Source organism: Thermostichus sp. MS-CIW-38, assembly GCF_054058415.1.
Map to the genome: position 1 here is coordinate 1 of NZ_JBSSAH010000007.1, position 25407 is coordinate 25407.

The 25407-nt window shown below is 58.2% G+C and carries 23 protein-coding genes and 1 tRNA gene; 16 read left to right on the top strand and 8 right to left on the bottom strand.

What is annotated here, in order from left to right; all coding sequences use genetic code 11:
• Window positions 1–244 precede the first annotated feature (244 nt).
• Window positions 245–1237 (top strand): DNA polymerase III subunit delta, encoded by a 993-nt coding sequence (gene holA, locus ACVWXZ_RS04050; protein WP_457482193.1) that lies wholly within the window; start codon window positions 245–247, stop codon window positions 1235–1237.
• Here holA and ACVWXZ_RS04055 read toward each other — a convergent pair.
• From ACVWXZ_RS04055 to ACVWXZ_RS04065, 3 genes are all read right to left on the bottom strand, one after another.
• A complete protein-coding gene (locus tag ACVWXZ_RS04055) occupies window positions 1225–1836 on the bottom strand; it encodes a cytochrome c oxidase subunit 3 (protein WP_011434242.1) in 612 nt (203 codons plus the stop codon). The two genes, holA and ACVWXZ_RS04055, sit on opposite strands and share 13 nt — an antisense overlap.
• Window positions 1837–1954: 118 nt before the next feature.
• Entirely contained in the window at window positions 1955–3661 is a 1707-nt protein-coding gene (gene ctaD / locus ACVWXZ_RS04060) for a cytochrome c oxidase subunit I (RefSeq protein WP_457482194.1), read from the bottom strand.
• Between the two features lie 77 nt (window positions 3662–3738).
• Entirely contained in the window at window positions 3739–4743 is a 1005-nt protein-coding gene (locus tag ACVWXZ_RS04065) for a cytochrome c oxidase subunit II (RefSeq protein WP_414399827.1), read from the bottom strand.
• A 492-nt stretch (window positions 4744–5235) separates the two neighbouring features.
• Between ACVWXZ_RS04065 and ACVWXZ_RS04070 the strand changes: the two genes are divergently transcribed.
• The 4 genes from ACVWXZ_RS04070 to ACVWXZ_RS04085 all read left to right on the top strand — a co-directional run bounded on the left by ACVWXZ_RS04070 (window position 5236) and on the right by ACVWXZ_RS04085 (window position 9542).
• Window positions 5236–6363, top strand: a complete 1128-nt coding sequence (locus ACVWXZ_RS04070) for an FAD-binding oxidoreductase (RefSeq protein WP_457482195.1) — start codon at window positions 5236–5238, stop codon at window positions 6361–6363.
• A 143-nt stretch (window positions 6364–6506) separates the two neighbouring features.
• Complete coding sequence (locus ACVWXZ_RS04075; protein WP_457411311.1) at window positions 6507–7319, top strand: TPM domain-containing protein; 813 nt, start codon at window positions 6507–6509, stop codon at window positions 7317–7319.
• An 83-nt stretch (window positions 7320–7402) separates the two neighbouring features.
• Window positions 7403–7475: transfer RNA gene (locus tag ACVWXZ_RS04080), tRNA-Thr, on the top strand.
• Between the two features lie 468 nt (window positions 7476–7943).
• On the top strand, window positions 7944–9542 hold the full coding sequence (locus tag ACVWXZ_RS04085) for a DUF6930 domain-containing protein (protein WP_457403041.1): 1599 nt from the start codon (window positions 7944–7946) through the stop codon (window positions 9540–9542).
• Between the two features lie 258 nt (window positions 9543–9800).
• Here ACVWXZ_RS04085 and fni read toward each other — a convergent pair whose 3' ends face one another.
• Complete coding sequence (fni, locus tag ACVWXZ_RS04090) at window positions 9801–10859, bottom strand: type 2 isopentenyl-diphosphate Delta-isomerase (protein ID WP_457441590.1); 1059 nt, start codon at window positions 10857–10859, stop codon at window positions 9801–9803.
• 230 nt (window positions 10860–11089) lie between these two features.
• On the opposite strand from fni, the gene ACVWXZ_RS04095 reads away from it, so the two are divergent.
• Window positions 11090–11884, top strand: a complete 795-nt coding sequence (locus ACVWXZ_RS04095; RefSeq protein WP_457403039.1) for a response regulator transcription factor — start codon at window positions 11090–11092, stop codon at window positions 11882–11884.
• A gap of 19 nt (window positions 11885–11903) precedes the next feature.
• Here ACVWXZ_RS04095 and ACVWXZ_RS04100 read toward each other — a convergent pair whose 3' ends face one another.
• Together ACVWXZ_RS04100 and glgP are read right to left on the bottom strand one after the other, a co-directional pair.
• Entirely contained in the window at window positions 11904–12950 is a 1047-nt protein-coding gene (locus tag ACVWXZ_RS04100; protein ID WP_457403038.1) for a tetratricopeptide repeat protein, read from the bottom strand.
• 242 nt (window positions 12951–13192) lie between these two features.
• Window positions 13193–15793: an alpha-glucan family phosphorylase gene (gene glgP, locus ACVWXZ_RS04105; protein ID WP_457403037.1), complete on the bottom strand. Its 2601-nt coding sequence runs from the start codon at window positions 15791–15793 to the stop codon at window positions 13193–13195.
• Window positions 15794–15943: 150 nt separating this feature from the next.
• On the opposite strand from glgP, the gene mnmE reads away from it, so the two are divergent.
• The 4 genes from mnmE to gpmI all read left to right on the top strand — a co-directional run bounded on the left by mnmE (window position 15944) and on the right by gpmI (window position 20289).
• Window positions 15944–17323, top strand: coding sequence for a tRNA uridine-5-carboxymethylaminomethyl(34) synthesis GTPase MnmE (mnmE, locus tag ACVWXZ_RS04110; RefSeq protein ID WP_457403036.1), 1380 nt, complete (start codon window positions 15944–15946; stop codon window positions 17321–17323).
• 99 nt (window positions 17324–17422) lie between these two features.
• Entirely contained in the window at window positions 17423–17923 is a 501-nt protein-coding gene (dps, locus tag ACVWXZ_RS04115; RefSeq protein WP_414344460.1) for a DNA starvation/stationary phase protection protein Dps, read from the top strand.
• Window positions 17924–17962: 39 nt separating this feature from the next.
• Complete coding sequence (locus ACVWXZ_RS04120) at window positions 17963–18481, top strand: tetratricopeptide repeat protein (RefSeq protein ID WP_414522997.1); 519 nt, start codon at window positions 17963–17965, stop codon at window positions 18479–18481.
• 215 nt (window positions 18482–18696) lie between these two features.
• On the top strand, window positions 18697–20289 hold the full coding sequence (gene gpmI / locus ACVWXZ_RS04125; protein WP_414413735.1) for a 2,3-bisphosphoglycerate-independent phosphoglycerate mutase: 1593 nt from the start codon (window positions 18697–18699) through the stop codon (window positions 20287–20289).
• A 14-nt stretch (window positions 20290–20303) separates the two neighbouring features.
• On the opposite strand, the gene ACVWXZ_RS04130 is transcribed toward gpmI, so the two are convergent.
• The gene (locus ACVWXZ_RS04130; protein ID WP_414330481.1) at window positions 20304–20618 is read right to left on the bottom strand and encodes a DUF7734 family protein; all 315 of its coding nucleotides are present in this window, start codon (window positions 20616–20618) and stop codon (window positions 20304–20306) included.
• A complete protein-coding gene (locus ACVWXZ_RS04135) occupies window positions 20615–21202 on the bottom strand; it encodes a DUF3177 family protein (RefSeq protein WP_011434226.1) in 588 nt (195 codons plus the stop codon). Before ACVWXZ_RS04135 ends, ACVWXZ_RS04130 begins: the two co-directional genes overlap by 4 nt.
• A gap of 832 nt (window positions 21203–22034) precedes the next feature.
• On the opposite strand from ACVWXZ_RS04135, the gene ACVWXZ_RS04140 reads away from it, so the two are divergent.
• From ACVWXZ_RS04140 to atpH, 6 genes are all read left to right on the top strand, one after another.
• Complete coding sequence (locus ACVWXZ_RS04140) at window positions 22035–22427, top strand: hypothetical protein (protein WP_011434224.1); 393 nt, start codon at window positions 22035–22037, stop codon at window positions 22425–22427.
• Between the two features lie 5 nt (window positions 22428–22432).
• The gene (gene atpB, locus ACVWXZ_RS04145) at window positions 22433–23179 is read left to right on the top strand and encodes a F0F1 ATP synthase subunit A (protein WP_414330483.1); all 747 of its coding nucleotides are present in this window, start codon (window positions 22433–22435) and stop codon (window positions 23177–23179) included.
• A gap of 220 nt (window positions 23180–23399) precedes the next feature.
• On the top strand, window positions 23400–23645 hold the full coding sequence (atpE, locus tag ACVWXZ_RS04150) for an ATP synthase F0 subunit C (RefSeq protein WP_235280127.1): 246 nt from the start codon (window positions 23400–23402) through the stop codon (window positions 23643–23645).
• 102 nt (window positions 23646–23747) lie between these two features.
• A complete protein-coding gene (locus ACVWXZ_RS04155) occupies window positions 23748–24221 on the top strand; it encodes a F0F1 ATP synthase subunit B' (protein ID WP_414349846.1) in 474 nt (157 codons plus the stop codon).
• 35 nt (window positions 24222–24256) lie between these two features.
• Complete coding sequence (locus tag ACVWXZ_RS04160; protein ID WP_457403034.1) at window positions 24257–24820, top strand: F0F1 ATP synthase subunit B; 564 nt, start codon at window positions 24257–24259, stop codon at window positions 24818–24820.
• 20 nt (window positions 24821–24840) lie between these two features.
• A complete protein-coding gene (atpH, locus tag ACVWXZ_RS04165; RefSeq protein WP_457403033.1) occupies window positions 24841–25389 on the top strand; it encodes an ATP synthase F1 subunit delta in 549 nt (182 codons plus the stop codon).
• Window positions 25390–25407: the final 18 nt, after the last annotated feature.

Below are 25407 nucleotides of genomic sequence, written 5' to 3' on the forward strand. Positions count from 1 at the left end.
TCTCTCCTTGGGGCGACTGTAAACTCGCCTGAAATTCCGAAACTTAGCTGTCCTCTGGGGCCGCTAGGGATTGGGATAAAGCCCGCACCCTGCGCGTAGCGCGGGTGTCGGGTAGTTTACTTGGACTGACTCCCTCCACCAAGTTGAGCAGGGATCCCGGCCAAACCGCTTAGACAAGGGGAGCTGGCTTACGCAAAATGGAGGAAGTAGGGGAAAAGCATCTCGTAAATCACTCGGTCGAAGCGTGCCCGTTTACCTGTACTGGGGAGATGACACCTATCGCCTGATGCAGGCGGTGCAGCAGTTGCGCGACCAAGTGCTGGATCCCCACTGGGCAGCTTTTAACTACGATCGCCTGCCGCCGGAATCCACGATTGCCGGGCTCAACCAAGCCATGACCCCGCCGCTGGGATCCACCGCCCGCTTGGTTTGGCTGGAAGAGACAACACTCACCCAACATTGCCCGGAAGATCTGTGGGAAGAAGTGGAGCGAACCTTGGCCCAGTTACCCCCTACCACCCATCTGCTCTTGACCACCAGCAATAAACCCGATGGGCGCCTGAAATCCACCAAAATCCTCAAAAAAACGGCCATTGTCCGCGAGTTTTCGCAACTGGCCCCTTGGGATGAGGAGGGCATTCTCCAGCAGGTGCAGCGGGAAGCTGAACAACGGGATCTGGCCCTCAGCCCGGCAGCCGCCCAGAAATTGGCCGAGGCAGTGGGCAATGACTCCCGTCGCTTGGCGATGGAATTGGAAAAGCTGGCCCTGTTTACGGCAGGTCAACAGGATCCCATTTCTCCTGAACAAGTCGAGGCGTTAGTTCCCGCCAGCGCCTACAACAGCTTTCAATTGGCGGGATCCCTGCGCAAAGGGAATCTGGAACAAGCCCTACGCATCTTGACCCATCTGCTGGATCACAACGAGCCGGCCCTGAGGATTCTGGCGGTGTTGGTAGGCCAATTTCGCACCTGGCTATGGGTGCGGCTGCTGCTGGATCAGGGAGAACGGGATCCCAAAGTCATCGCCCAGAAAGCAGAAATCGGGAATCCCAACCGGGTTTACTTTCTGCAAAAAGAGGTGGGATCCCTGAAGACCACAGCTTTACTGAAAGCAATGCAGCAGCTTTTGCAATTGGAATACAACCTCAAGCAAGGACAGCCGGAACGAGATGCCTTTCAAGAAGCGCTGATCCAAATCGTGGCTATATTGGGTGAAGGCCGAGCTCAGAGCAAGTAGAGCAGAATAAACAACACGATCCAAACCCCATCCACAAAGTGCCAGTAGATCTCGGCAGCTTCGACGCCAAAATGATGTTGAGCGCTGTAGTGGCCGGGTTTAAAGGAGCGCCAGAGCACTGCCAGAATAAACAGCAACCCTGCCATCACGTGGAGACCATGAAACCCCGTTAAAACATAGAAGGTGCTGGCAAACAAATTGGTGGTGAGGCCAAACTCCAGGTTGCTGTACTCATAGAGTTGCCCTGCCAGGAAAACCGCCCCCATCAGCGCTGTGAGGGCAAACCACAGCCGCAGACCCCTGACATCATCGGCCTTGATGGCCGACCCAGCTTTGTGAATGACGAAGCTGCTGGAGAGCAAAATCACCGTGTTGATCCCGGGCAAGAGCAATTCCCGCTCTGGGGTTCCCTCCGGCGGCCACACCGGGGCGGTGAGGCTATAGGCCAGGTAGGCCATGAACAGCCCTAGGAAAAGACAGCCTTCTGCCACCAAAAACATCAAGATGCCAAAGACGCGATGATCTGGGTGCTCAGCATGGGCAGTGTGGGCCCTTGAGTGGCCAACCATCAGCGTTTCAGAGGCAAGGGATCCTTGCATATTCCTTTCCACCTAAATTCCTGAATTCCTGAGACTTCTTGAGGCTGTACAAGCAGCCCAGCCAAGACTGGAATACCCAGTGAGCAGGGGATCAGCCGCCCACCGGGCATCCGGCCTGCTAAGAAGAAGTAGGCTCCGCTTCTGCCAGCGCCAGCTCCCGCAAGGTTTGCAACTGAGCAGCAAAGTAGTCCAGCGTCTCCTTGCTGTGCAAACCGTAGTCATAGGGGCCGGTCAGCAAAATGGGATCCCCATAAAAGTTGTGATGGGGCGGGGGAGAAGAAGTTGTCCACTCCAGTGTCAGGGCCTGCCAAGGATTATCCCCAGCTTTTGGCCCGGCCACCCAGGAGTAGATGGCGTTAACCAAAAAGGGCAGGGTGGAAATGGCCAGAACAAAGGCCCCCACCGAGCTGATCCAGTTGAGGTCGGCAAATTGGGGATCGTACTGGGCCACCCGGCGGGGCATCCCCATCAGGCCCAGCTTGTGCATCGGCAGAAAGCAGATGTTGAAGCCGACGAAGGTCAGCACAAAATGTACCCGCCCCCAAAACTCATTCAACATGCGCCCCGTCATCTTGGGGAACCAGTGGTAGATGCCGGCATAGATCCCAAAGACGCTGCCGCCAAACAACACGTAGTGTAGGTGGGCCACCACAAAGTAGGTGTCGTGAACGTGGATATCCAGAGGCACCGAGGCGAGGATAATCCCGCTCAAGCCGCCGATCACGAACATCGAGACAAAACCCATGCCAAACAGCATGGCCGAGCGGAAGTGGATTTTGCCGCCCCACAAAGTGGCCAGCCAGCTAAACACCTTGATCCCAGTGGGAACGGCAATGGCCATGGTGGCGATCATGAAGAACACCCGCATCCAGTCAGGGGTGCCACTGGTGAACATGTGGTGCGCCCAGACGATCAACCCCAAAAAGCAGATGGCCAAGCTGGAGTAGGCGATGGCCTTGTAGGCAAAGATGGGCTTGCGGGCATGCACCGGCAAAATCTCGGAGATCATGCCAAAGACCGGCAAGATCATGATGTACACCGCCGGGTGGGAGTAGAACCAGAACATGTGCTGGTACACCACCGGATCCCCGCCGCCGCTGGGGTTGAAAAAGGCCGTGCCTGCCAAGAGGTCAAAGCTAAGCAAAATCAATGCACCGGCCAAAACCGGTGTTGCAATGAGGGTAAGAATAGATGCTGCCAGCATGGCCCAGCAAAACAGCGGCATGTCTTCCATCTTCATGCCGGGCATGCGCATCTTCAGAATGGTGGTGATGAAGTTAACCGCCGCCAGGATGGAAGAGGTTCCTGCCAACAAAATGCTCAGGATCCAGAGTTCTTCCCCCACCTTGCCGCTGATCAAGCTGAGGGGGGGGTAGGAAGTCCAGCCGGCAGCCGGAGCCTCTATGAACAGGCTGGCCAAAAGCAGGATCCCTGTGGGCGGAACCAGCCAAAAGGCCACTGCATTCAGCTTGGGGAAGGCCATATCCCGCGCCCCGATCATCAGCGGTACTAGGTAGTTGCCAAAGCCCCCCACCAAAGCAGGCACGATCCACAAAAAGATCATGATCGTGGCGTGCAGGGTAAAGGCACCGTTGTACCGCTCAAAGCCGAGAAAGTCGGCCTCTGGAGTAGCCAGCTCTGCCCGTACTGCCGTCGCCAGCGCCCCTCCCACCAAGTAGAAGAAAAAGGTGGTCACCAAGTACTGGATCCCGATGACCTTGTGATCGGTGGAGAAGGTAAAGAAGCGCCACCAAGGCTCAGCAGGAAGTTCAAGTTCAACCTTCGGTGCAGCAACAAGTCTTGAGCTGTCTTGCAGCTGGGTCATTGCACAAAAGCTCCTATATCGCGTTGGCAGAATGTTGTTCCCACAAGCGCAGGCCAAAGGGGCGTCAGGGATCCCGGCTAGCCTGCGGAAGGAAGGGATCCAGAATGGGACTGGAGAGACTTCAAATCTGAGGGGGAGACGCCCAAACGCTGGTGGTGGACATGGGCAAAGGCAGACTCGGCCTCAGGGGAGCCTGGCCGAGGAGAGGGATGGACTGGCGAGAAATCTGAAACGAGGGCCAAGGTGCTGCCCTCGCCACGGGCGGCCAAAACTTGCTCCTGCTGCCAGCGCTCGAAGTCTTCCGGCGTATCCACAAACAATTGCCCTGCCATCACCCCATGATAGGGGCCGCACAGCTCTGCGCAGATGATAGGGTACTGCCCCAGTTGAGTGGGCACAAACTCCAGGTGGGTCTCTCGGCCCGGGATCACATCCTGCTTGAGGCGAAATTGCGGCACCCAGAAGGCATGGTTCACATCCAGAGCCGTCATATCCAAGCGCACCCGCTTGTTCAGAGGAAGGTGCAGCTCGCTGGCCACCAGGCCGGAATCCGGGTAGGTGAACATCCAAGCATATTGCATGCCCTGCACTTGAACGACCAGATCCGGCTGGCCCATTTCCTTCCCGGGTAGCACCGCAGGCGTGTAGGCGTAGCCGGGATCCCCCGCCTCAGCTTCGTGGGAAGACTCCATCGCCATGGCCGCGTGGATATGGCCGCCGACGTGAGCACCCCCGTAAACAGCTTGATAGACATCTAGGCTGGCCAAGCCCAACCAAAGAATGATCACCGCCGGCACCGCCGTCCACACGATCTCCAGCAGCACATTGCCGTGGCTGGGATCCCCGTCGCCTTTGTCGCCTCGCCGCTTGCGGTAGCGGACAATACAGTAGAGAAGCACTCCCTGTACCACCAAAAAGATCCCTGTGGCAATGGTTATGGTGCTGTTAAAGAGGCTGTCGAACAAGGGGGCTGATTCGGCAGCAGATTCGGGAAGCAGATGGTGGTTTTGCCCGTACCAAAGGCTGGCAAGGGTCAGGAGGATCCCCATACCCACCAAGATGATGTTGCTAATCGCACTCACGACTGCTTTTCCCCAATACAGAGAGCATCTACCCTAGCAGACAATCCGCCCACAGCGTTTGCAGACTACGTTTTCTACTGTTGCCGTTTTTTGTTTTTGTTTACATTGCTTACAGGGCTTACAAAATTTTTGCCTATGGAGCCCGATCCGCTGTGCACGGACTTCCCACCGCTATCAAATACTAGTTTGCGGGGGAAAGAAAGTTGTGTAGACTTATGGATCTCTTCAGGATCTTTCAGGGTGAGCAGTGACGAGGCGGAGCTTTGGTTCCGAGATTTTCGGCAAACCTGTGTAAGGGCGGTACCACATTGAAGGCTGGCTCTGGTTGAGGGTCATCTCTCCAAGCTGAGATTTTTGCTGGCTGTAGACTGAGGTAGGGTGGGATAACCCCGCAATTGGGCTGGTTTGGACAGGTTTTCTCTCTTTAATCTCTGCTTCTGTTTAATCTCTGCTTCGCTTTCCCCAATGTCTTCTCCCCATTCACTGGCGACCTTGCTATCTGATCCAGGGGATCCCTTGCCGATCCAGACTCCATCAACGGTCTCGGAATTGGCCGGAATCTTAAAGGAGTGCCAAGGGCGGAAAGTGCTGCCGCTGGGGCAGGGGAGCAAGTGGGGCTGGGCCCACTCTGTGGAGCCGGTGGATTTGGTTCTCAGCACGCGCGGCTTACGCCGGCTCATCGACCATGCGGCTGCTGATCTCACCGTCACGGTGGAAGCTGGCATGACTTTGGCGGAACTGCAACACATCTTGGCCGAGCGGGGGCAATGGTGGCCGGTGGATCCCCTCTATCCGGAGCGGGCTACCCTGGGGGGCATTATTGCCACTGCCGATACAGGTTCTCTGCGCTGGCGTTACGGTGGGATCCGCGACTTGCTACTGGGCATGACCTGGGTGCGGGCGGATGGGGAGGTGGCCAAAGCGGGCGGGCGGGTTGTTAAGAATGTTGCCGGCTATGACCTGATGAAGCTGTTCACTGGATCCCTGGGCAGCCTAGGAATTTTGACCCAGGTGAGCCTACGGCTTTACCCGTTGCCGGCAGCTCAGTCTGCTTTGCTGGCCATAGGATCTTTGCCGGAGCTGGAGGTCCTGTGTCAGCAGGTGCTGACCGGCCCGGTTAACCCTGTGGGGGTGGATCTCTGGCTAAGGGCAGAGGGATCCCAGGTTTGGCTCAGCTTTCATGGATCGGAGCGAGCAATCGCCCAACAGATGGCCCAAACGCGGCGGCTGGCCCCTGCAGGGCTGACTTTGCAGGAAGTGAATCCCGGCTCTCTGCCCCTGCCTCAACCCGGCTCAGGGGCGGTGCTGGCCAAGTTCGGGTGCCTGCCCAGTCAGAGCTTGGCAACATTGGAGCAGTTTCAAACCCTATTCCCTGGGGCTCAGGTGCAACTGCACCGAGGCTGTGGGCTAGGGCGGGCTTGGCTGGTTCAGCCAGAAGTGGGATCCCTAATGCAACTGCAACGCTACCTCAAGTCCGCAGGCGGATTTCTCCTGCTTCTGGAGGCGCCGCCGGCTCTGAAGAAGGCTCTTGCCCATGACTTTGGCCCGGTTGCCAGCCTAATGCGCAAGCTGAAGCAGCAATTTGACCCTGCCGGCACCTTCAGCCCCAGCTTGATATAAACATCGCCCTCGCCACCGCTGCTTCCTCGGGATCCCTCTGGCCAAACGTCTTGTTCCGGTGCATGATAGATCTATAAGAAATTGAAATATTTCTTAACATCATTTCTCAGTATCTCAGCGTCAAAGCTAAGAGAGGGATCAGCATGAGCATCGAGTGGCAACGGATACTCCGCGTTGGGGTGGGCTTTTGCCTTGGGCTGTTGATTGCGGTGGGTGGGGGATCCCTGACCTGGGCGCAACCTGCCCTGCCGGTGGTGCCGATGGAGCTGCCTCAGCCGCCCGTGCCGGTCTTGGACTTGGCGGATCAGTTGACCAGCAATCAGGAAGCTCAACTGGCCCAGCATCTGAACAAGTTAGAGCAAGACACCGGCTGGAAGCTGCGGGTGCTGACTCAGTTCGACCAAACACCGGGTCGTCAGGTGAAAGAGTACTGGGGCTTGAATGAGCGCAGCGTTCTGATGGTGGCGGATCCCAGGGGGGGCAACTTGCTGGCGTTTAATGTGGGGGATGCTGTGCGCGAGATCTTGCCACGTACCTTTTGGATTGAGCTGCAATCTCGCTTTGGCAATCAATTCTACGTGCGGGAGCACGGCACCCACCGCGCCATCTTAGAGACCGTTGATGTTTTGGATCGCTGCTTTCATCAGGGGGGCTGCCGTGTGGTGCCCGGCCTGCCTCAAGAGCAGTGGATCCTAACGCTGGTGACCTCGATTTTGGGCGGGATTGTCTTCGGGTTTGCCGGCAAGCCCCGCCATGCGGAGGAGCTGTTTAACTGGCGTTGGGCCTTGCTCATTTCTCCCCTGTGGTTCATTCTGTTCGGGGCCTTCGGTATCGGGCCGGTGGTCACACGCACGCAGGATTGGATCCCGGTGTTGCGCAACGTCTTGGGGTTTCTGGCAGGGGCTTTGGTGATCTACCTGGCTCCCATTGCTCGCCCGGCAGTGGATCAGCAGTAGCTGACTCGTGAAGTCGGCTGGGCGTCCTTCCCTGCGAGCCCCAGTTCGCAGGGGACAAATGCTAGAATCGGTGAGCAGAAATTGCTGGTGTAGCTCAGTTGGTAGAGCACTCGACTTGTAATCGAGCGGTCGTCAGTTCGAATCTGACCATCAGCTTCTGGTGCCATGGAACTTGGCTCTGCTGTCTCCTCTCGCTGAAGCCGAACTCAGCTTCTACACTGGTGGTTAGATTGGCATTAGCGGGATCCCTGGGTCTTGTTGACAGGAGGCCAAGGCCGATCCCTGCTCAGTTTGGCATACCTACTCAGCCGATTGGGTTGTTCTGATACATTTACGCTGAACACTGCTGAACATCACTGTTCAACTATGCAGCGATAGCATTCTGTTTGTTTCCAACCAGAATGGCGGTATCCCGCAAAGCTTTGAGTAGAATACCCAAAGCGCAGTTTCCGTGTCGTCTTACTACCAATTTTCTGCTTTGCTTTGGCTACCATGTTGGCAGACTCGAAAGTAAACAGAAAGATCAACTGGTAGTAATCCGTACTGAACATATTATACATTATTTTCAGTATAGTTGAGCTTATTATTGACTAGAGTCATGCTCCTGATTCTCCTTGGATGTCTATGTCCGGTCTCCCAGCCGCTACGGTTCGTCGATTGCAAAAGCTGCCCCAGGTGCCCTCGGTGTGGGAAGGGGATCGCCACAAGCTCTCAGGATCGTCACCCATGGGATCCCAAACGGAGGGGGAGTGCATTCTTTGGGTAGATGGCGTTCAGGGCGTGGTACGGGCCATGGAAGTGGTGCCCGCCGATTCTGGCTTTGAGCCGATGGTGCGAACCTTGATTGTGGCCATGGAGCGGCCCCATGCTGCCTCACCTGCTCGCCCCCAGAAGATCATCGTGCGGGATCGAGAGGTGCAATTTTTCTTGCGCGGCATTCTGCACCAGCTGGACATTAAGGTGGAATGCCAGCCGGAATTGCCTCTGATCGACGAGATCCTGCAGAGCTTTGAAGAGGCCAACGAACGGATCCCTCCCCCTCTGCCGGAACACTATGTTGAGTTGCTGGCCGGCAAAGCCCTCACCCTCTGGCGAGATGCTCCCTGGGATTACCTAGAGGATCACCAAATCTTGGCCATCGACCTAGATCACTGGGACATCCAAACCCTTTATGTCTCGGTGATGGGGCGGTTGGGCATGGAGTATGGGGTACTTTTCTATCGCTCGCTGCCCTCCCTCAAACAGTTTCGCCAGGATGCGGGCCAGCCGGATACTCCCGAAGAGATGGAGGAAGCCTTCCTCAGACAAGATTGTCTCTATCTCACATTCCAAGCTGGTAATCCTGAACTTAACGAACTGCCGGATCTGGACTTGGCAGAGTTGGATCCTGAGGAAGTTGAGCCGAACTTCGGCACCATTCACCCCCTGGAAGGCTTGCGCGTGACTTTGCAGGAGGACGAGGCGGCGGCCTTATCGGTGGCCTTGGAAGCCTTGCATCGCTTCTTCAAGCAGTACCACCGCAAGCTGGAAGATGACTTTCGCTCCTATCAAGGCCGGTACCGCATTCCCAATCCCCAAGAGAAGGGAGCAACCCTTTCGGTGCAGGTGCGCACCCTGCCGGACGTGGCTGAAGAGCTGCTGCAGCTGGAAGGGGAGGCGGAAGAACCTGCCCAAACCCTGCTGCGGGATGATTTGGTGCCCGAGGGCGCGCAGATAGGCCTGGGGGTCTTGCCGTGGACAACGGTGGAAATGCTGCGTCGCACGGGGCAATGGCATCCCCTCCCCCAAAGCAAGCTGGTGAAAAATGGAGAAGGGCTGCCGGTGGTGATTGTGCGCACCTCTCGATCAAAAGCAAAGCAGCTCATCGAGAATTTGCGTGGGGAAGGCGGGCCCCAGGGCGTTTGTTTCAACACAGGGGTGGATCCCTTCGATGGCGATCGCTACGACTTGGAAATTGTGCAAACGGGCAATCGCGATCTGCACCTGTTTGGAGAGTTTCCCGAAGATGATCCCGTTCACTCCATGGCTCGCAAGCGCTGGGAGCGGCGTTGCCGGGATACGGGTGGCTATTGCGGCTTGGTGGTGGCGATGGGGGTGAATTCTACGCGCCCAGAGCTGCAAGTGCGCCACATTCTGGCCTTGTTTGAGATGCAGGCTTTGAACCCAACGGGACTGGGACTGGGGCCGATGGTGCGGATTAGCCGACAATTGCACTTGCCTTGACCGTCCAGATGGAGGCAGGTTAGGTGCTGCTGGTAACCTGAGCAACTTTCTCCCAGCCGGGATCCCTTCTTTCTATCTCTGGCAGGTTTACCGGGCGGTGATTCGGTTTTTCCAGGGATCCACGCTATCTTGGCTCTGGTTCTCTCCTGGGTGCTGACCGGCAAAATAGCTCGACAAAGCATCTCGACAAAGCATACAGTGGCCCTATCATCTGGGGGCTCTGGTATTGACCCTCAGTTTGTGGCAAGTGCTTGGAGTTTAGGGCAAGGGATCCCAAGTATCCTGCCGCCGCAGGGTAGCTTGTCGCAGCCGAGCCAAGTTGGCCGATCCAGTGCAAAAGGCAACAATGCGCAGCTCCTCGATCACGGCGCGAAAGGTGTCCACCACTGCCTGCATCTGTCCTTGGGAGACGGCGTGTAAAGCGGGGGCGGCCATACCCACCACATCGGCTCCCAGACGGATAGCTTTGGCCGCGTCGATGCCATTGCGGATGCCGCCGCTGGCCACCAGGGGTAAGTCCGGCAGCAGGCGACGAATTTCCAGCAGGGACAAAGCCGTTGGGATCCCCCAGTCCCTGAAGCTGTGGGCGATGCGTTTCTTGAGAGCATCTGGTTGGCGATGGGCCTCCACCTCGCTCCAACTGGTGCCGCCCGCCCCCGCCACATCCAGGGCTGCCACGCCGCATTCGGCCAGCTGCTGGGCTACTTTGGCACTGAGGCCATTGCCCACTTCCTTCACCACCACCGGCACCGGTAACTGCGCCACCAACCGTTCGATGCGGCCATACAATCCACGCCAGTCGGGATCCCCTTGGGGTTGAACCGCCTCCTGGAGAGGATTGAGGTGCAGAATCAATGCATCCGCCTCGATCATCTCCACCGCCCGTCGCGCCTGCTCCAACCCATAGCCGTAGTTGAGCTGAACGGCACCCAGGTTGGCCAGCAGCAGAATATTCGGGGCCACTTGGCGCACCTGGTAAGTCCGGGCCAGCTCTGGATGTTCCAAGGCTGCCCGCTGGGATCCCACCCCCATGGCAATGCCCAACTGTTGGGCAGCGGCGGCCAGTTGTCGGTTTAGCTCATGGGCAGCCTCTGTCCCCCCCGTCATGCTGCTGATGAGCAGGGGTCCCTGTAGGCGTTTTCCCAAGAACTCGCAGCTCAGGTCGATCTCCGACAACAGCAGCTCCGGCAACGCCACGTGCTCAAAGAAAAACCGCTCAAAGCCGGTGCGGATCCCTTTGGCAGCCACATCCTGCTGCAGAACAATGTCCAGGTGATCCTGTTTGCGCTCGGAAATGGGGGGGAGAGAATTGGCCATCGCGTCAGCAGTGCAGAGCCCTTTGGTCTTGGTAGAGATTGTCAGTCTATAACGCCGCGCGCTGCCAAAGGCGAACAGCATTGCCCGTTCGCGCTAGCGGGACGGAGTCCAAGGTGACTCGCTATCTACTGGGACAGCAGTGCGGTTCCCGGTAGGGTGCCGGAGGCATAGCACTGTCGCGTCAGCGGTGCGGAGCACTATGATGTGGGCGGGATCCCAACCGGACAGCCATGCAACCCTTGCACATCTTGCTGGCAGAAGGCAACCCTCATCTGCGCAGCTTGCTGTGTTGGCATTTGCAACAGGCCGGACACCAAGTTTGGGCAGCAGAGACCCTTCGCCAGGCAAAGACCCTGCTGCAACACCAGCCCATTCACCTGCTGATTTTGGATGCGGAGCTGTCCAACCGCGGCGGGCTGCAATTGTGCCGGTGGGCCCATCGCCAATGTGATCTGTTAATTCTGCTACTCTCCCACCGGGGATCCGAGGCGGATATCATCGCCGGCCTGGAGGCAGGAGCGGACGATTACCTCACCAAGCCCTTCAGTATGCAACTGCTGGATGCCCACCTTCTAGCCTTGGCTCGGCGACGACAGCGTCATATCCCCCCTACCTTTCTGCAGTACGGGGATCTCAAAATTGACCTGGTGCAACGGCGCGTTGCCCTGGCCGGGGAAGGGATCGACCTCACGCCCCAGGAGTTTAGCCTGCTGATGGTGCTGGTGCAGGCGGATGGGGATCCCGTCTCTCGTCTAGAGCTACTAGAGCGAGCATGGCCGGATTCCACCGATAACCCTCGCACCGTCGATACCCATATCCTCTCGTTGCGCAAAAAGCTGGAACGGGATCCGCGCCAGCCCAGCTTGATCCACACAGTGCGCAATGTCGGCTACTGCTTTGGCCTCAGCCCCCCGCTGCTTCAGGAACAGAAAACTCTGTCAGCCGCTGCAGGCGATTCAGGATCTGGGCCTCAGCGGCAGCGTCGTGGAGTCGCAGCGTCAGGCAAAGCACCTACTAAGGAATAGCTAGTTAACGTCAATTCCGCTAGGCAGAATCGGGATTGCTAAGTTGCAGCAGAGACCGGCGTACCCGCTGCTCCAAGGCCAGGTTGTGATGTCGGCGGCTGACCTGCAAAGCTGCCTGCAAATCCGAAAAAGCTGTTGCTTTATCTCCCATATTCCAGTAGGCCAGCCCTCGTCCGTACAAGCCATACTCGTCGGAGAGGTCAATCCGGTTCATATCCGCTTCCAGGCGAAAGGCCCGCTCGTAGTCGTCCAAAGCAGCTTTGATCTCCCCCAGCGCATAGAGAAGGTTGCCCCTGATGTAGAGAACGTTGGGCTGCTGGGGTTCTCTTTCTAAGCTGCGGCTGAGGTCGGCAATGGCCTCGTCAAAGTAATCACCACAGGCGTAGGTCACCCCCCGCTGGTAGTAGTGGGCTGGGCTGGGATCCCAGTCAATAGCCTGCGACCAATCGGACAAAGCCGCCTCCCAGGTGCCCAGGTAGCTGTGTAAACGGGCCCGCTGGGAATGGGCAAGCGCTGAGGTGGGATCCAGGCGGATGGCTTCATCCAGGTGGGCTAGGGCCAAAGGCAGGGATCCCTGTTGCATGAGCAGGTTGGCCAAGCTGAGGTGGTGGGGGACATTGGGGTGTAGGCGCACCAGCTCAGCAAACTCCGCCGTTGCTCCCTGGAGATCCCCCTGAGATTGACGAATCAGCCCGCGGTAAAAATAGGGTTCTGGACGGCGTGGGGCCAACCGGGTCGCCTGGCCGAAATCCTCCAAGGCTTGGGGAACTTGGCCGAGGGCAAAGTAGGCTTCTCCCCGCAAAATGTAGGCGTTGGCCAGGCAGGGATCCCGCTGCAGAGCCAAGCTGAGCTGTTCAATAGCCCCCGGCAAATCCCGGTTCAGCCACCGTTCTCGACCACGGTTGTAGGCCAAGATGGCCGGACGGGTGAAGGCAGAAATGGCCGCTGCACCTGCCAGACCCATCACTGCCAAAAGGCGATCCTGCCGCCAACTCGCCATGCTCCCCAGCAACAGGGCAACCGCAATCAAAAGGCGCAAACCGGCAGAGTCGTGGGCTCTGAACATACTGCTCTGCACCGCTGTTACGAACGTATCCTGTTTTTTTAATCTGCTCGCGAGCTTCTCTCTGATTCTGCCCGATTTGGCAGCGAAAAACGCCGAACAGCTCAAGCCCAAAAAGCTCCCGTAGCTCACTTGGATCAAGAGTAGAAAGGGGATCCCCGTGCTCCTCCCAACCCTTTAGGTGTGAGCAGTTGCCCTCCCTCCTGGCCTGCTAACGCGAGAGTGCTCTGGATCCCGGCTCCCCCTTAGGCCCAGAGCATCAACCGCAGCTCATAGGGATCGTGCATATCGGGGTGAAAGGGCAGCAAGCGGATGGCCAACCCTTGCAAGCCGCTGGCCTCATAGCAAATCTGGCCGGAAAAGATGGCCCGATCCTCCAGCGTCTCCACATAGCGCAGGGGGGTCGCCTGTCCCTTCTGAATCTGGCCCTCATCATTGACCGGCCCCTGGTAAGCTTGCACGATCACATCCTGAGGTCGCAGGGATCCCAGCCGCACTTCCACCGTCACGGTGAGGGGATCCCTGGCCATCACCACTTGGTCATCCTGTGCCAAGGCAAGGCCGGCAGCGGCAGCTTTCTTCGGGGTTTCGATCTGGACGTTGAGAACCTGGATGTTGTACCAATGCTCCTGCAGGTGGTTTTGCCAACGAACGAACTGGCGGGCCGACTCGAAGTGGTCACGGCGCATGCGGTCGAAGTAGTTGCTGAGAGGAATGTAGGCTCGCTGGACGTACTCCAACACCATGCGCTGCGTGCTGAACTGGGGGCAATTGAGGCGAATCGCCTGCTTCATGCGCTGGATCCACTGATGGGGTAGGCCATCGCTGCCGCGCTGGTAGAAGAGAGGGGCAACCTCTTGTTCCAGCAGGTCGTAGAGGGCATTCGACTCCACCTCATCTTGATAGGCGCGATCCTCATACTCCTCGCCGCGGCCAATGGGCCAGCCGGTCTGGTAATAATCGGCCTCATCCCACCAGCCATCCAAAATACTGAGGTTCTGTCCGCCGTTGGCCGCTGCCTTCATGCCGCTGGTGCCGCTGGCTTCACGGGGGCGCAAGGGGTTGTTCAGCCACACATCCACCCCGGCCACCATCAAGCTGGTGACATACATGTCGTAGTCCTCAATGAAAACCAAGCGCTGGCGAAACTCCGGCTGCCGCGACACCTGCACGATCTGGCGGATCAGCTCTTTGCCGGGTATGTCGCGGGGGTGGGCCTTGCCGGCAAAGATAAACTGCATCGGGTACTGAGGATGGTTGAGCAAAGCCTTGAGCCGTTCCAGGTTGTGGAACAAAAGGGTGGCCCGCTTGTAGGTGGCAAAGCGGCGGGCAAACCCAATGGTAAGCACCTCCGGGTTGAGGGCCTCAGAGGCCCGTTGGATCTCAGCCGCTGAGGCAGCCCGTTTCTGGAGCTGTTCCATCAAGCGCTCGCGGGTAAAGTTAATCAGGCGGGAGCGGCTGCGCTCGTGGGCCCGCCACAGTTCCCCATCCGGAATCCGATCCACCTTTTGCCAGAGGGGATCCGAAGGAGGAGCCTCTGCCCAATCCGGCCCCAGGTAGCGGTCGTAGAGGGCTTGGTTCTCCTCCCCCACCCAGGTGCGGACATGTACCCCGTTGGTGATGGAAGTAATCGGCACTTCTTCCAGCGGGATCCCAGGCCACAGCCGGCTGAACATCTTGCGGGAAACCGCCCCATGCAGCTTGCTCACACCGTTCACAAAAGAGGCCATGTTGATGGCCAGCACTGCCATGCTGAAGGGAGATTGGAAGTCGCCGGTATTTTCCCGTCCCAAAGCCAAAAAGCGCTCCCGGCTCAGGCCCATCTGGCTGTAGTAGAAGCCGAGGTAGTAATCGATCTTGTCGGGCGGGAATAGGTCGATCCCGGCGGGCACCGGCGTGTGGGTGGTAAACATCTGGCTGGACTTGGCCACTTGCCAAGCCTCTTCAAAGCTCAGCCCCTGCTCGACCATCAACAGGCGAATCCGCTCCACCGCCAAAAAGGCCGAGTGCCCTTCGTTCATGTGGTAGACGGTGGGATGGATCCCAAGGGCGCGCAAAGCCCGCACGCCGCCGATCCCCAGCATGATCTCCTGGTGGATGCGCAGATCTTGGTCGCCACCGTACAGCTCATCGGTGATGTCTTGGTCGTACTGGCTGTTGGGCTCGATGTTGGTGTCCAGAAGATAGAGGGGCACCCTCCCCACCGTCACCTTCCAAATGCGGGCGAACACCTTGCGGTTGGGATAATCCACCTCAATCCGAATTTCGCGGCCCTCCGCATCTCTCTGCAGCTCCAGGGGCATGTTAAAGAAATCGTTAACTGGGTAGCGTTCCTGCTGCCAGCCGTCGGGGTTGAGGTACTGGCGGAAATACCCCTTTTGGTAGAGCAAGCCCACACCCACCAGGGGCAAGCCCAGGTCGCTGGCCGCCTTGAGGTGATCCCCGGCCAAAACCCCCAAGCCGCCTGAGTAGAGGGGTAGACAATCCGCCAAACCAAACTCTGCCGAAAAATAGGCGTAGCACTCCCCTTCCACCGCTTGGGCCGAACGATACTTGCGATACCAAGTGTCCTCCTGCAGGTAGCTCTGCAGTTGTTGGCTGGCCCGTTCCAACTGGGCCAAAAAGCCGGGATCCTCCGCCAACTCATCCAGCCGTTCCTGCCGAATCCGGCCCAGAAGAGCCACCGGGTTGTGGGCACAGGCATCCCACAGATCGGGATCCATGCGCCGGAATAGACTGCGGGTTTCTACGTTCCAACTAAAATGCAGGTTGTAAGCCAACAAGCGCAGACTTTCCAGCGGAGTAGGCAGGTAGGGAGTGACCTTAAACGTGCGTAGCGGCTTCATAAAGACTGGGAGGAGCGTTGTTTCCACTGTCAGGCTACCTTGCCCTCAGCCTGAGGGCGTGGCTTTTTAACTTGAATGTCGATTTGTAATCCAGTGGATGCCGAGCTGTAATCCAACGGCTGCTCGAACTCCCTCAGGGCTCTATTTGGGATGGATCCGACTGCGCCCCTGGCCGATACGATCGCTGCCATTGCCACTGCGGTGGTGCCTGAACAGGGCAGCGTGGGGATTGTGCGCCTTTCCGGGTCACGAGCCCTTCCCATTGTCCAAGCCATCTTTACCCCTGCCCGCCGCAACGCAGTCTGGGAGAGCCATCGGCTCCTCTACGGCTGGATCCGCGACGAGAAAGGCCAAATCCTAGACGAAGCGCTGGCCGTTTGGATGCAGGCCCCCCGTTCTTACACCCGCGAAGATGTGGCAGAGCTGCATTGCCACGGTGGCATCATGGTGGTTCAGGCCACGTTGCAACAATGCCTGCGGCAGGGGGCGCGGCTGGCTCAGCCGGGGGAGTTTAGCCTGCGCGCTTTTCTGAATGGCCGCATTGACCTCACCCAGGCCGAGAGTGTGGCCGATCTGGTGGCGGCCCGCTCCCCTCAGGCGGCCCGGATGGCCCTAGCAGGCTTGCAGGGTAAGTTAGGGGGATCCATTCGCGCCCTGCGCCAGGAGCTGCTGGGTTTGTTGGCAGAAATTGAGGCTCGCCTCGACTTTGAAGAGGATCTGCCCCCCTTGGATGTTGCCGCTTGGCAGGCCCGGCTCCAAGCTATACAAACCCAGATCCAAGCTCTGCTGGCCACGGCAGAACGGGGACAACTGCTGCGCACCGGGGTGAAGGTGGCCATTGTCGGGAGGCCCAATGTGGGCAAGTCCAGCCTGCTCAATGCTTGGTCAGGACAGGATCGGGCCATCGTCACCGATCTGCCCGGCACCACCCGCGACGTGGTGGAATCCCACCTGGTGGTAAAAGGGATCCCCGTTCAACTGCTGGACACTGCCGGCATCCGCGCCACCGAAGATCCGGTGGAACGGCTGGGGGTGGAGCGCTCCCAACGCCTAGCCCAGGCTGCCGATGTGCTGGTGCTGGTCATCGACGCCCAAGCGGGCTGGACGGCTGCCGACGCCGCCATCTACGAGTCGATCCGCCATCGCCCCCTCATCCTGGTGATCAACAAAACCGACCTCGCCCCGCCAGAGGGGATCCCTCTCCCCCCCGAGATTGCCCACCGCGTCCCCGCCGTTGCTGCCCAAGGGAAAGGGATCCCGGAGCTGGAAAAAGCCCTGGAGCAGCTTGTCACCCAGGGACGTCCCCAGCCCAATCTGGAGATAAGCCTGAACCAGCGGCAGGCCGCTGCCCTCCAACAAGCCCAAGCCAGCCTGGAACAGGTGGGGCAGGCCATCCAAGCTCAGCTCCCCCTGGACTTTTGGAGCATCGACCTGCGGGGCGCCCTACATGCCCTTGGCCAGATCACCGGCGAGGAGATCTCGGAATCGGTGCTGGATCAGATTTTCAGCCGCTTCTGCATCGGTAAGTAGCCCCCTAACTCATACTCATTTTGAGTTTGTGTTACTATGGGCTCAGTTGGGAAGCCGAAGCGGATCCCCGATAATGGAAACACAGTTAGGAGGTTGGCCATGGTTACCGCCGAGAAAACCCGTCTCTACCCCACCCAGATCGATTTGCCAGCAGAGGCTCGCGCGCAACTGGTGGAGCTGCTCAACCAGTCCTTGGCAGACACGTTGGATCTGAAGACGCAGGTGAAACAGGCCCACTGGAACGTTAAAGGCATGCACTTCATCGCCTTGCACGAGATGTTCGACACTTTTGCCAGCACCCTGGAAAACTACGTGGACATGCTGGCGGAACGGGTTACGGCTTTGGGGGGCATTGCCCGCGGCACGGCTCGCATCGTTGCCCAAACCTCCACCTTGCCGGAGTACGATCTGGCCGCTGAAGAGGGTCGGGATCACCTGCAGGCTTTGGCAGCCCGTTACGCTCAATATGCAGCTTCCGTCCGCCGCAACATTGACCGCACCACCGAACTGGGGGATGCCGACACAGCAGACCTGTTCACCGAGATCTCGCGCCAGATTGACAAAGATCTTTGGTTTATCGAGGCTCACCTGCAGGCGTGACGCCAGCGAGGCCAGTCACAGGCAAGTGGATCAAGCAAAATGGGCGTTAACGTTCCCCTCCTGTATTTGGTGGCTCTGGCCGGTATCCTCGGCGTGGCGGGCTTCTTTGTCCTGCGGGAGGTGCTGCGGGTACGGGCCCAGGAAAAGGTCATCCGTGAGCTGCAGCCCCGCCTGAGCAAAGGCAAGGGATCCCCGCAGGAGCACTACGAGTTGGGCAGCGTCTATTTGCAAAAAGGCCTCTACGACCAGGCGGTTGCCCAGCTCAAAAAAGCCCTAGAAGTGGCCGGGGAGAACATTCCCCCCGTCTGCAACGCCCTCGGTTTTGCCTACTTCAGCCAGGGGCAGTACGACTTGGCCATCCGTTACTACAAGGATGCCGTGGCTGCGGATCCCGGTTATGTAACTGCTTGGAACAATCTGGCCCATGCCTATGAGAAGAAAAATCTCTATGGCCCAAGCTTGGAAGCTTACGAAACTGCCCTGAAGTTGGATCCCCGAAATGCCATTGCTAAGCGGCGCTCGGAGTCTCTGCGCAAACGGTTGCAGCCCAGCCCCTGAGGATCCCATCTGCAATTTCATCCGCAGAAATACTCTTGACCGCAGCACAGTTGTCCATAGGAGTTGGCTCTAAAGACTCCATCCTGCCTGTGCAGGCACTTCCTTATCCTCTCAAAAGAAGATTGATAATATTGAAATCTTGAGTGCAAATGTAAGATCCGGTATCGTGTTGCCTGGGCTGGTATTATGTCTTAAATAAAACGAGAGGCCATTTCATGGATTCGCAATCGGTAGCACCTGTGGTTTTGGTGATCCTGGATGGCTGGGGTTATCGGGATGCTCTCGATGGCAACGCGGTGCTGGCTGCGGAAACCCCTGTCCTGGATAGCCTTTGGGCTGCCTATCCCCACACCCTGCTGCAAGCTTCGGGTCGGGCCGTGGGCCTGCCGGCAGGACAGATGGGCAACTCTGAAGTCGGGCACCTGACCTTGGGGGCAGGGCGGGTGGTGCCGCAGGAATTGGTGCGCATCAGCGACGCGATAGAGACGGGATCCCTTTTCCAGGATCCCTTGTTGATGCAAGTTTGTCGCCAGCTCAGAGAGCGAGGGGGCCGTTTTCACTTCGTTGGCCTTTGCTCCGAGGGGGGGGTTCACTCCCACATCGACCATCTCTATGGGTTGCTCAAGCTGGCGGCCCAGGCTGAGATTCCGGCCTATGTCCACGCCATCACCGATGGCCGCGACACCTTGCCCCGCGATGGTGCCAGGGTTCTGGCCGCCCTGGAAAAAGAGCTGCAATGGCTGGGCAATGGCGTCATCGCCACCCTGAGCGGACGCTACTACGCCATGGATCGGGATCGCCGTTGGGAGCGCACCCAAAAGGCCTACGAGATCATGACCCAAGACGGCCCTGGCCGTGGACAAAGCGCCGCGGAGGTGATGGAAGCTTTCTATGCCCAGGATCTCACAGATGAGTTCATCCCGCCCACCCGCCTGGCTCCGGGGGCTGTGCAGCCGGGAGATGCGGTGCTTTTCTTCAACTTCCGCCCAGATCGCGCCCGCCAACTTACCCAAGCCTTTGTCTGCCCAGATTTCTCAGGCTTTCAGCGCCCCTTGCTGCCGGATCTCACCTTCATCACCATGACTCAGTACGAGGCGGAGCTGCCGGTGCAGGTGCTGTTCAAGCCCCAGAACCTGGATCACCTGCTGGGCCAAGTGGTGAGCGAGGCCGGCCTCAAGCAATTGCGCATTGCCGAGACGGAAAAATACGCCCATGTCACCTACTTCTTCAACGGCGGCATCGAGCAGCCCTTCCCCGGTGAGGATCGCATCCTGGTGCAAAGCCCGCTGGTGACCACCTACGACCAGGCGCCGGAGATGTCGGCAGTGGAAGTGACCGACAAAGCGATAGAGGCCATCGCCCGCCGCGAATACAGCCTGGTGGTGCTCAACTATGCCAATCCCGACATGGTAGGTCACACTGGCAACTACGAAGCCACCATCCGCGCTTTGGAGACGGTAGATCGCTGTTTGGGCAGGTTGCTGGCGGCAGTGGTGGATGCAGGAGGCACCACTTTGATCCTGGCGGATCACGGCAATGCCGAGCTGATGTGGGATGAGAACGGCAACCCCTGGACGGCCCACACCACCAACCCCGTTCCCTGCATTTTGGTGGAGGGGGAAAGGCGCAAAATCCCCGGCTGTGGCGGCGATGTCAAGTTGCGCTCCAACGGCACTTTGGCTGATGTGGCCCCCACCCTGCTGGAGATCTTGGGCCTGCCTCAGCCCCCCGAAATGACAGGACGTTCGCTTTTGCAGCCGGCAGAATACACCATCCTCCAGCGGCAACCCAGTCCTGTGGGGCGGTAGGTGCCAGGGATCCCTTACTCCGTCACTGGGATCCCTTCTTGGGCCAGCCATGCTGTTAGCTCTCCCCAGTTGCGATAGACAGCCAGAACCCGTGAGCGATCGGGGTGATAGGGGGCAGCCAAGCGCTCCAACTGCAAAAAGCGGGCCTGGGGAGGGATCACCGCCGCTTCGGGATCGGGGGGAGTGGGTCGGCGCAAGGAGCTGCTGTAGCCGCGGTAGATCAGCACCAGATCAGACTCTCCCTCGCTTTCCACCTCCACCCGCAGCACCTCCTGCGGGTGGTCTTGGCTATAGCGCTCCAAGGCCAAGGGCCAAGGCAGGGCCCTCATGCTTCCAGTTCCCCCTTATCAGTTCCGGGTCGCAGCCGCCAGACAAAGTAGAGGCTGTAGAGCAGGTAGGCCACCAGCCCCCAGGCCCCCACGCTCCCCAGCAGCTCCGGCGATACATTGGGATGGAAGATCTCCCGAAACCCCAGCGGTGGCCCAAACCAAGCCCGGCACTCCTCTGGCAGAGAAGTGCGGAAAGCACAGGGCACAAAGGCCCCCGAAAAGAGGATCCCGGCCCCCATATAACCAGTCAGGCCCCACCGCCAGAGCAAAAAGGCTCGCGCCGCCCAGGTTCTCGACTGCTCGAGAGCAGCACTCCAGTCCCGCCAAAACCAAAGACAAACCAAGATCAACAGCCGCGCCATTGCTCCACTGAGAAAGCTGACGGGCAGGCCCCCAATCATCAGGTACACCGTCACCGCCAAGAGGCTCGATACCCGCCAATAAACGATCAATAGCTGAATCAAGGGCCGCAACCCCACCGCAAAAGCCCAAATCAGCAGCAGCAATGGCATCACCACCGTCAGCGCCACTGCCAAGCGGTAGTCCAGCCAGATTGCATCCACCAGCCAACTCTGGGGAGTCATCCTCACCCTCTGCCACTCCTGCCCCTTAGTATATGAAACCTGGGGGATCCAGGACGGGACACAGAGAGTTACGGAATGTTAACGCCTGCTGACCATCCCCAGCAAAACTTTACACCAGACAGCTTTCAGAAAGTTTTCCATTTTGCCGCTACCGATCCCCGAAAGTGGTAGATTCTTAGCTAGCTCCTCAGAGGAGCATGACTCTAGTCAATAATAAGCTCAACTATACTGAAAATAATGTATAATATGTTCAGTACAGATTACTACCAGTTGATCTTTCTGTTTACTTTCGAGTCTGCCAACATGGTAGCCAAAGCAAAGCAGAAAATTGGTAGTAAGACGACACGGAAACTGCGCTTTGGGTATTCTACTCAAAGCTTTGCGGGATACCGCCATTCTGTTTGGACTCCGTCCCGCTAACGCGAATGGAAACAAACAGAATGCTATCGCTGCATAGTTGAACAGTGATGTTCAGCAGTGTTCAGCGTAAATGTATCAGTATCCCTGTCGTTCGGAAGGCCAGCTGCCTGTCTGAGCGACCAGCGGAGTCTCCTTCAGACCTTGGCCCAACTTAATCTCATTAAGTATTGTTACTTAATCGTGTTATCTTGGGTTAAGGTCAAACCTTGAGAGGCATGACCTCGAAACCATGGCCCGTTCTTCCAGACTCCTCTCTCACAGTTCTACCCGTTGGAAGGCGACCCAGTGGAAGCCCAGACCACTGCCTCCCTTGGAGAATGCACCTCCTTTTCCGAAGCGGGAGGAAGAGACAGGGGATCCAGTTGCGTCAGAGCCACCCCTTGCCCTGGGGAAGCCCGATTTGGCGAGGAAGGTGAAGGGTGGAGCTAGGGGGGCAGCAGTTGCTGGCAGCGGGAGCTATGAAGCGCTGCAGCTGTGGCTGGTGCTGGTTACCTTGGGGGTAAGTCTGGCCATTGCCGTGGGAGTGGCCCTGGTTTACTCTCTGGGGGTAGCTGCCAACTACTTGCTGGGGGCGGTTGTTGGCGTGGTTTATCTGCGCATGCTGGGCCGCGGCGTAGCGGAGCTGGGCAAAAGCCGCAACCGTTTGGGGGTGACGCGTTTGGCTCTGTTTGTCGGGCTGATCGTTTTAGCCACTCAGGTGAAGTCTTTACAGATATTGCCCATTTTCCTGGGGTTCATGACCTACAAGGTCACCCTGCTCATTCATCTTGTCCAGACCTTGACCCGTTCATCTTCTTCTGTGTGATGCCCATGAACCTGTCCTTCTCCTCTCCTCCTCTTTTGGCAGAACTCGAGGTCGGCCATCACCTTTACTGGCACCTGGGCAAATTCACGGTTCACGGGCAGGTTTTGATCGCCAGCTGGATCGCCATTGCCCTGATCTTGACGGTGGTTATCTTGGGCACCCGTCAACTGCAGCGGGAGCCGGCTGGTCTGCAAAACTTTGTCGAGTATGCCCTGGAATTTGTGCAGAGCATTGCCCGTGCCCAGATTGGCGAGAAAAACTTCCGGCCCTGGGTACCCTATGTCGGCACCTTGTTCCTGTTCATCTTCGTCTCCAACTGGATGGGCAACCTCTTCCCCTGGAAGTTAATTCCCCTGCCGGAAGGGGAGTTGGCCTCCCCCACCAACGACATCAACACCACTGCCGGGTTGGCGCTGCTCACCAGCATCATGTATTTCGTGGCCGGCATCAGCAAGCGGGGGCTGTCTTACTTCAAAAAGTACATCGAGCCTACCCCGATTCTGCTGCCCATCAACGTTTTAGAAGATTTCACCAAGCCCCTCTCCCTGAGTTTCCGTCTATTCGGCAACATCCTGGCAGAAGAGCTGGTGATTGCGGTGTTGGTGTTGCTGGTGCCCTTGTTTATCCCCGTGCCGGTGATGATTTTGTTTCTGTTTACGGGGGCGATTCAGGCTTTGATCTTCTCAACCCTCTCGGCAGCTTACATTGGAGAGGCGCTGGAAGGTCATGGAGGAGGGGATCACCACGATTGAGCCCGCTGTTTGGCCGATCACCTTGGCCTTTTCACGGAGGATCATCTCAAGTGGGCCAGCGCAAGGGATCCCTTCTTTTGGTAAGGTTTGTTGGGGCTGACAGATTGGTTCTGAAAGCCGCCGACAAGGGAGTGATTTGAGGCTGTAGTGTATCAGACCCGATCACCTCTGAAGCTCAAGAGACGTTGTTGTTGTGTCAATCACCAAGGAGCATCTCACTATGGATCCGTTAACCTCTGCTGCTTCTGTTCTGGCTGCTGCTCTGGCCATTGGTCTGGGATCCCTGGGTCCTGGGATCGGACAGGGGAACGCCGCTGCTGCTGCGATGGAAGGGGTGGCCCGCCAACCGGAGGCGGAAGACAAGATCCGCGGCAACCTGCTGGTTAGCCTGGCCTTCATGGAAGCTCTGACCATCTACGGCTTGGTGGTGGCTTTGGTGCTCTTGTTTGCCAACCCCTTCGCCTAGTGTCCTACGGGGGCGGGCCGCAGCGATGGCCGAGGTGAGCCATATCCGCCCCCCAACTCGGCCTGACGGTAGACCTAAGTTTCTGTTGGGGTCATAACACCCATGCTCTTCCAAACTCTATTGGCTGTTGAAGCGGCTGAAAAAGGTGGTCTTTTCGATCTGGATGCCACCCTGCCCCTGATTGCCATTCAGTTTTTGCTGTTGGTGGCAGTGCTCAACTCTCTCTTCTATGAGCCGGTTACGCGGGCTATCGACAGCCGCAGCGACTACATCCGCACCACTCAAGCGGAAGCCCAAGAGCGGTTGGACAAGGCGGTGTCGTTGACCCGACAGTATGAGTCTGAGATCAGCCAGGCCCGCTTGCAAGCCCAGCAGGTGATCGCTGAGGCAGAGGCTGCAGCTGCTCGCATTCGTTCCGAGAAACTGGCTGCTGTGCAGGCAGAGATCCAGCAGAAGCTGGAGGCGGCGCGGCTACAGGTCGAGCAAGAGAAGCAGGCAGCCCTCGAACAGCTGCAGCAGCAGGTGGATGCCATTGCCGCCCAGATTACCCAGAAACTGTTGGGCAGTGCTCGTTAGATCGCTGGTTGGAAGTACTTTTGGAGGAGCTTGCGATGCCTGTGTGGAGTTGGGTGGCCGGTTGGATCTTGGCTGTGGCCGAGACCACGGAGCTACTCCCAGAAGCCAAGGCAGGAGAGGGGGATCTCTTGGCCAAGATTCTCGAGAGCAACCTGATCAACATCGCGATCATTCTCACCTTGCTGTTTATCTTGGGTCGCAAAGTGGTGGGAGAAGCCCTGGCCAAGCGGCGGGAGGGGATCCTAGAAGAACTGCGGCAGGCGGAGCAGCGCAAACAGGAAGCCATCGAGAAGCTGGCGGAGGAGCAGCAAAAGCTGGCCCAGGCTCAGCAGGAGGCTGAACGTATCCGCAAGCAGGCGGAAGCCAACGCCGAAGCCCGTCGGCAAGAGTTGTTGGAGCAGGCGGAGCGGGAAGTGGAGCGGCTGCGGGCCAATGCCGAGAAAGAGTTGTCCAGCGAGCAGGAGCGGATTCTTCAAGAGTTGCGTCGGCAGATCGTTCGCCAAGCCCTGAGCAAGGTGGAGCAGGAGTTGCCGCAGCACCTCAACGAAGAGACCCACCGCAGCCTGATCGAGAGAGGGATCCAAATGATTGCCCGCTAACTCTCAAGGAGGAGAAAGGTATGATCAGCAGCACAATGGCTGAGAAGGTGGTGGATCCCTATGCCGAGGCTCTCATTGCTCTTGGGTCAGGCCAGGGATTGCTGGACACTTTTGCCGCCGATATGCGCTTTATTGCCGAGGTTTTGCGGGCTACGCCGGAGCTGGGCCAGTTTCTCGCCAACCCGGTGATCAAGGCCGAGGCCAAAAAGAACCTGCTGCAGCAAGTATTTGCCGATCAGATCCACCCTCTGCTGCTGAATGCGCTGAAGTTGTTGACCGACCGCCGCCGTATCATGTTTCTCGGGACTGTTTGCCGGCGCTTTTTGGATCTGCAGCGGAAGCTCCAGAACATCGTCCTGGCCGAAGTGACGACGGCGATACCCTTGACGGAAGCTCAGCAGCAATCGATTCGCGAGCGGGTGATGGACTTCACCCAGGCCAGCGGTGTGGAGTTGCAAGCCACTCAGGATCCGGAGCTGCTGGGAGGGGTGGTCATCAGGATTGGATCCCAGGTGATCGACCTCAGCTTGCGTGGACAGTTGCGCCGGCTGGCCTTGCAGTTGGCCTAAGTTGGTTTTTGAGGATCC